We start from the raw sequence: 6,160 nt of genomic DNA on the forward strand, positions 1-6,160 counted from the left end.
GCAGCCCCGCCACCCGCCAAATCCCAACAAAAAAGGCCCACTATGAAAATAGTGGGCCTTTTTTTTTGCCTTCAAAAAACTCAAGCCGGCTCCGGCGCTACCCGTTGCTGCGTCTTCCCCTGAGCCTGTGCCCAGTTCTCCGGCAAGTTGATGTAGTCCACCAACTCCCGCAGCCGCCCTTGATCGCGCCCGTTGAAGTTGAACACCAACCGCGTCAAATGGCTGAACCTTGGCTCGTCATGGTCTTCACCTGTGTAGGAGAGCTGTTGGAACGCGCCACTCACCCGCAAGCTGGCAAATTCTTCCTGCAAATGAGCCAGCGCGCGCTCACTGAGCGGGTGATGCATGCGCACCACAAACTCGCGTTTCAGCCAGCGCGTGGAGTGGAAGTTGGCGTAGAACTGGTTGATCTCGTCCACCGCTTCTTCTGCGCTGTACACCAAGCGAATCAGCTTGAGGTCGGTAGGCAAGATGTAGCGGTTGGCTTCCAGCTGGCTGCGGATAAAGTCCAGGGCGCCCTGCCAGAAACCACCGCCCGGCGCATCCAGCAATACCACCGGTACCAGTGGGCTTTTGCCGGTCTGGATCAGGGTCAGTACTTCCAGTGCTTCATCCAGGGTGCCGAAACCACCTGGGCACAGTACCAGTGCGTCGGCTTCCTTGACGAAGAACAGCTTGCGGGTAAAGAAGAAGTGGAAGGACAGCAGGTTCTCGGTGCCATCGATGGTCGGGTTGGCGTGTTGCTCAAACGGCAGCGTGATGTTGAACCCGAGGCTGTGTTCCAGGCCTGCGCCTTCATGCGCCGCCGCCATGATGCCGCCGCCGCCGCCGGTGATCACCATCAGGTCGGATTTTGCCAGCGCGGCACCGACTTCCCGGGCCAAGGCATACAAAGGACTTTCGACCGGCGTGCGCGCCGAGCCGAATACCGTCACCTTGCGCCTGTCCTTGAACTGTTCCAGCACGCGGAAGGCGTTATCCAGTTCGCGAATTGCCTGCAGGGTGATCTTGGCATTCCAGCGGTTACGGTCGTCCTGGGCCATGCGCAGCACGGTGAGGATCATGTCGCGATAAAGGGGGATGTTCGGGCTGTTGGGAGCGATCAGCTGGAGTTGGGCGTCGACCTGCTGCGTGAGGTCAGTCCCGTTTTGTTCAAAATGACGAAGCAGGTGGTCATTCGATTCGTAAGGCATTCAACTTCTCCTTCTTCACAGAGACTGGGCCGCCGGCGAGAGATTCGTCCGAGGCCACGACACTGCATGTGTCGCTGCATGCCTGAAGGCGTTGCACGGTGTTCGCCAGGCGGCAAAGCGGGCTCTGTATGTTCCTTGTGATTTGGAAACCTTTGCACTGCAAGTCGCAGGAGGGCAACCCTCTTTTGCCCTGAAAATGTTACAGAACGGCGTGGAAAACGCTGTGGTTGGGCTGCCGGGATGACTTGATCATGAGCCGAAAAACCCATGGCTGGCAACCGGTTATTGGTCACACATCACGCAGTTCGTTTATCGGCAGGCAAATGTAACGAGGGGATGCGCGCGCCACTGGACAGCAGCGCGCGAGGATCGAGCGGGTGTTACTTTTTCTTCTTCGCCGCAGCGGGGGCCGGGCAATCGGCTTCTACGAACTTGACCGACGCGACGGAGCGGTTGGTCTTGTTCTCAGTGATGTCGTAGCGCATCACCGCGCCCTTGGCCATTAACTCGCGGTAGCCCTTGTTCAGGCATACGCTTTGACCCAGTTGGAAATACACGGCTTTTGGGTTGGCGCGCATCTGTTCTGCACGGTCCGGCTGCACGCTCAGGTGATCGATCAGTTGCATGCCTTCAACGGTGTAGGCCACTTCCAGGGTTTTTTCATCGATTTCCCGGGGCAGGTCCTTGTTGCTTTCAGCCGCGACGCTTTGTAGCTTGCGGTTCATTTGGGCCTCCAGCAACGAGGCCGCGTGGGCGCTCACGGGCAAGACCAGCGCAAGTGCGACGGATGGGGCAACAAGGCGCAGCATGGAACGCAGCATGAAACTCTCCTGATTCGGTTACTGGTGCATAGACCAGCCACTGCGCTGTGCGTTCAGTGGCGCGCAATTATAGGTGACCCTTCGCCACTACAGCCAGGCGTATCGCTGGTAAACTGCGGCCACTTAAGCCTTCTTCGAGTTTCCCCTGTGTCGATTGACCCCTGCTCACGGTGCGCCCGATGAGCCACGCCGTTTCCCGCTTGCGTACCCGGCGCCTGGCGCGGGCCGTCCGGCCTTTCCTCAACCGTGGTTCGCGCGCCGAGCGCTGCCCCGGCTGCCGGGTGATTCCTGAGTACTGCCTGTGCGCCTGGCGCCCCAAGGTGCCGGCGCGCTCCGCGATGTGTTTGCTGATGCATGATGTCGAGCCCATGAAGCCCAGCAACACCGGCTGGTTGATCGCCGATGTGATTGACGACACCACCGCATTCGCCTGGTCACGTACCGAAGTCGACCCCGAGTTGCTGACCTTGCTGGCTGACCCACAATGGCAGCCTTATATCGTGTTCCCGGGCGAATTCGTCGCACCTGAGCGCGTGGTCAGTGAAGTGAGCGTGGAGGAGGGCAAGCGCCCGCTGTTCATCCTGTTGGATGGCACCTGGAGCGAAGCGCGCAAGATGTTTCGCAAAAGCCCGTACCTGGAACACTTGCCGGTCCTGAGCCTGGCGCCGGAACAGCTGTCGCGCTACAAACTGCGCCGCTCCAAGCGCGATGATCATTTCTGTACCGCCGAAGTCGCGGCGCTGTGCCTGGAATTGGCCGATGATCAGGCTGCCAGCGAAGTGCTGGACGCCTACCTGGACGTTTTCAGTACCCATTACCTGGCTGCCAAGTTCCAGATGCCGCTGGACCTGATGGATGACGTTCATACGCGTCTCGCACCTTATATCCCGACGGTATAGCCAGACGACGTTTGCATGATGGCACCGCAACCCTGTCCCCCGCTAAAATGCCCGCGGGCGTAGTGCTTGACCCCTCAGGCTACGCTGGGCATGCTGGGCGCCGATTGGGGCGTAACCGTGAATTTTCAGCGTCGTTGCAGGTGTTTTGACGCTGAGCATGCCCTGTGGCGATGGCTGCCTGGCTGTTGCCTTGTGTATTGGTGAACCCTGAACCCATCAGGGCTGCCATAAAAAAAACAGGATCATTTAATCAATGGCCACATACGACATCCTGATAGCCGATGACCACCCGCTGTTTCGCAGCGCGCTGCATCAGGCCGTAACCCTGGGCCTTGGCCCCGACGTGCGCCTGGTCGAAGTGGCCAGCATTGCCGAGCTGGAAGCCCGCCTCACCGAAAAATCCGACTGGGACCTGGTATTGCTCGACCTGAACATGCCTGGAGCCTACGGTTTTTCGGGCCTGGTGCTGTTGCGTGGTCAATACCCGCAGATCCCCGTTGTGATGGTTTCCGCCCAGGAAGAGGCCGACGTGGTGGTGCGCTCTAAGGAGTTTGGCGCCAGCGGCTTCATTCCCAAGTCCAGCAGCATGGAAGATATTCAGAAAGCCGTGCGCATGGTGCTCGATGGCGATGTGTCTTGGCCGCCGCAGGCGTTTGAAGAAATCAACGTGTCCGAGGAAGCCAAGGCCGCCCGTGATGGGCTTGCCAGCCTCACGCCCCAGCAGTTCCGGGTGTTGACCATGGTCTGCGAAGGTTTGTTGAACAAGCAGATTGCCTACGAACTAAGCGTTTCGGAAGCGACCATCAAGGCCCACGTGACGGCGATTTTCCGCAAGTTGGGTGTACGTACGCGCACGCAGGCGGCGCTGCTCTTGCAACAACTTGAGTCAATTTCGCAGCATTAAGCTTTATCCGATTCACGCTTTTTTGACTTTGCGTGAACTAGTTTCCCCACTTCTTTGGTTCAGTTGCCTACTTCTATGTCGCCTTTCAAGGGTCAAACCGGTATCAAACGTATCTTTAACGCAGGGGGCTATTCCCTGGATGGCCTGCGCGCAGCCTTCACTGGCGAGGCGGCATTTCGTCAACTGGTATTGCTGAACGTCATCCTGATCCCGCTGAGTTTTTTCCTGCACGTCAGCCGGGTCGAACGTGCCTTGCTGATCGCCGTGTGCCTGCTGGCCTTGATCGTCGAGTTACTCAACTCGGCCGTGGAAGCGGCCATTGACCGTATTTCCCTGGACCTCCACCCGCTGTCGAAAAACGCCAAGGACATGGGCAGCGCTGCGCAATTTGTTGCGCTGACCATGATTGCCCTGGTGTGGGCCGTGATTCTGATCTAACCCTCAGGCAATGCTCGGCAGCACGATCTCGTCGCTGCGCTGAACCCCTGCGGTGAAGGCGCGGCACAGTTCCAGAAACTCGCGCATCGCCGAGGTCTGGTACTTCTGTTTATGCCAGATGAAGTAAAACTGCCGGGCCAGGTCCAGGTCCGGGGTTTCCACCGGCACCAGGCTGCCACGCCGAAACGCGTCACGCAGCGCCAGCCGCGAAATGCAGCCAATCCCCAATCCGGATTCCACGGCCCGCTTGATCGCCTCGGTGTGTTCCAGCTCCAGGCGGATGTTCAGCGCGCTGCGGTGGTGGCGCATGGCCTGGTCAAACGTCAGGCGCGTGCCCGAGCCTTGTTCCCGCAGGATCCATGCCTCATGGGTCAATTCGTCCATTGTCGCCACGCCACGCTTGGCCAAATGATGCTGGGGCGCACAAAACACCACCAACTCATCTTCCACCCAGGTTTGCACTTCAATGTCCGGGTGGCTGCAGTCGCCTTCGATTAGACCCAGGTCAATTTCGTAGTGCGCCACCTGATGCACGATATGCGCAGTGTTCTGCACATGCAGCTTCACCTGGCTCTCGGGGTGCTGCTGCATGAAGCTGCCGATCAGCAAGGTCGCCAGGTAGTTGCCGATTGTCAGGGTGGCGCCCACCGCGAGGGAGCCGAAGCCAGACTTGCCGTTGAGCAGGTCCTCGATCTCCTTGGCCTGGTCCAGCAGTGCGACGGCTTGGGGCAGCAGCTGACGGCCGAGGGCGTTGAGGCTCAAGCGTTTGCCCGCGCGGTCGAATAATTGGCAGCTGGATTGACGCTCCAGCTCGGTGATCGAGGTGCTGGCGGCGGATTGAGACAAGGCCAGAAGGCCAGCAGCGCGCGAGACGCTTTCCTGCTGGGCGACGGCGACGAAGACTTGCAGTTGACGGAGAGTAAATCGCATATCGATATAACCGATAACCCTTATCTTAATAATCCAGTTAACAGATATTGTCGCCGCCATTAGAATGCTGTGCAATTGCGCATCCAACAGTTGGCGCAGACCCATTTCCAGGAGTTCCCCGTACATGAGCAACATGAACCACGAGCGTGTCCTCAGTGTTCATCACTGGAACGACACTCTGTTCAGCTTCAAGTGCACCCGCGACCCGGGCTTGCGCTTCGAGAACGGTCAGTTCGTGATGATCGGCCTGCAACAGCCCAACGGCCGCCCGCTCATGCGCGCTTACTCCATTGCCAGCCCGAACTGGGAAGAGCATCTGGAGTTCTTCAGCATCAAGGTGCCTGATGGCCCGCTGACTTCCCAATTGCAGCACTTGAAGGAAGGCGACGAGATCATCGTCAGCAAAAAACCGACAGGCACCCTGGTGCTTGACGATTTGAAGCCGGGCAAACACCTGTACCTGCTCAGCACCGGTACTGGTCTCGCGCCGTTCATGAGCGTGATCCAGGACCCGGAAACCTACGAGCGTTTCGAAAAAGTGATCCTGTGCCATGGCGTGCGTTACGTCAACGAAGTCGCCTACCGCGAATTCATCACCGAGCACCTGCCGCAGAACGAGTTCTTCGGCGAGGCCCTGCGTGACAAGTTGATCTACTACCCGACCGTGACCCGCGAGCCGTTCGAAAATGAAGGCCGCCTGACCGACCTGATGCGCAGCGGCAAGCTGTTCAGCGACATCGGCTTGCCACCGATCAACCCCGAGGACGACCGCGCCATGCTGTGCGGCAGCCCAAGCATGTTGGACGAGACCAGCGAAGTGTTGAACAGCTTCGGCCTGAAAGTATCGCCACGCATGCGTGAGCCGGGTGATTACCTGATTGAGCGCGCGTTCGTCGAGAAATAAACACCGCTACAAAAAATTGTGGGAGCTGGCTTGTGTGGGAGCTGGCTTGCCTGCGATGCAGACACCTCGGT

At 58.8% G+C, this 6,160-nt stretch carries 7 protein-coding genes; 4 read left to right on the forward strand and 3 right to left on the reverse strand.

The window, feature by feature from the left end:
- Positions 1-80 precede the first annotated feature (80 nt).
- Entirely contained in the window at positions 81-1,193 is a 1,113-nt protein-coding gene (locus WBB95_RS27985) for a TIGR00730 family Rossman fold protein (protein ID WP_424490522.1), read from the reverse strand.
- 380 nt (positions 1,194-1,573) lie between these two features.
- The gene (locus tag WBB95_RS27990; RefSeq protein WP_424490523.1) at positions 1,574-2,014 is read right to left on the reverse strand and encodes a PA3611 family quorum-sensing-regulated virulence factor; all 441 of its coding nucleotides are present in this window, start codon (positions 2,012-2,014) and stop codon (positions 1,574-1,576) included.
- A 179-nt stretch (positions 2,015-2,193) separates the two neighbouring features.
- Here WBB95_RS27990 and WBB95_RS27995 point away from each other — a divergent pair, with 179 nt between their 5' ends.
- The 3 genes from WBB95_RS27995 (at position 2,194) to WBB95_RS28005 (ending at position 4,255) form a co-directional block, all read left to right on the forward strand.
- Positions 2,194-2,913: a tRNA-uridine aminocarboxypropyltransferase gene (locus WBB95_RS27995; RefSeq protein WP_424490524.1), complete on the forward strand. Its 720-nt coding sequence runs from the start codon at positions 2,194-2,196 to the stop codon at positions 2,911-2,913.
- A 253-nt stretch (positions 2,914-3,166) separates the two neighbouring features.
- Positions 3,167-3,817 carry a response regulator transcription factor ErdR gene (gene erdR, locus WBB95_RS28000; protein ID WP_424490525.1) on the forward strand — a complete coding sequence of 217 codons (651 nt, stop codon included), beginning with the start codon at positions 3,167-3,169 and terminating at the stop codon, positions 3,815-3,817.
- A gap of 75 nt (positions 3,818-3,892) precedes the next feature.
- Positions 3,893-4,255 carry a diacylglycerol kinase gene (locus WBB95_RS28005; protein ID WP_424490526.1) on the forward strand — a complete coding sequence of 121 codons (363 nt, stop codon included), beginning with the start codon at positions 3,893-3,895 and terminating at the stop codon, positions 4,253-4,255.
- A gap of 3 nt (positions 4,256-4,258) precedes the next feature.
- Here the strand turns inward: WBB95_RS28005 and WBB95_RS28010 are convergent, their stop codons facing one another.
- On the reverse strand, positions 4,259-5,185 hold the full coding sequence (locus WBB95_RS28010; protein ID WP_048720074.1) for a LysR family transcriptional regulator: 927 nt from the start codon (positions 5,183-5,185) through the stop codon (positions 4,259-4,261).
- Between the two features lie 124 nt (positions 5,186-5,309).
- Here WBB95_RS28010 and fpr point away from each other — a divergent pair, with 124 nt between their 5' ends.
- A complete protein-coding gene (fpr, locus tag WBB95_RS28015) occupies positions 5,310-6,089 on the forward strand; it encodes a ferredoxin-NADP reductase (RefSeq protein WP_424490527.1) in 780 nt (259 codons plus the stop codon).
- Positions 6,090-6,160 lie beyond the last annotated feature (71 nt).

The organism is Pseudomonas sp. (assembly GCF_049645325.1).
Classification (GTDB): Bacteria; Pseudomonadota; Gammaproteobacteria; order Pseudomonadales; family Pseudomonadaceae; genus Aquipseudomonas.

Bases quoted from the DNA above. Each gene is read 5' to 3' on its own strand.
- fpr (WP_424490527.1), top strand. From the start codon at position 5,310: ATGAGCAACATGAACCACGAGCGTGTCCTCAGTGTTCATCACTGGAAC.
- erdR (WP_424490525.1), top strand. From the start codon at position 3,167: ATGGCCACATACGACATCCTGATAGCCGATGACCACCCGCTGTTTCGC.
- WBB95_RS28010 (WP_048720074.1), bottom strand. From the start codon at position 5,185: ATGCGATTTACTCTCCGTCAACTGCAAGTCTTCGTCGCCGTCGCCCAG.
- WBB95_RS28005 (WP_424490526.1), top strand. From the start codon at position 3,893: ATGTCGCCTTTCAAGGGTCAAACCGGTATCAAACGTATCTTTAACGCA.
- WBB95_RS27985 (WP_424490522.1), bottom strand. From the start codon at position 1,193: ATGCCTTACGAATCGAATGACCACCTGCTTCGTCATTTTGAACAAAAC.
- WBB95_RS27990 (WP_424490523.1), bottom strand. From the start codon at position 2,014: ATGCTGCGTTCCATGCTGCGCCTTGTTGCCCCATCCGTCGCACTTGCG.
- WBB95_RS27995 (WP_424490524.1), top strand. From the start codon at position 2,194: ATGAGCCACGCCGTTTCCCGCTTGCGTACCCGGCGCCTGGCGCGGGCC.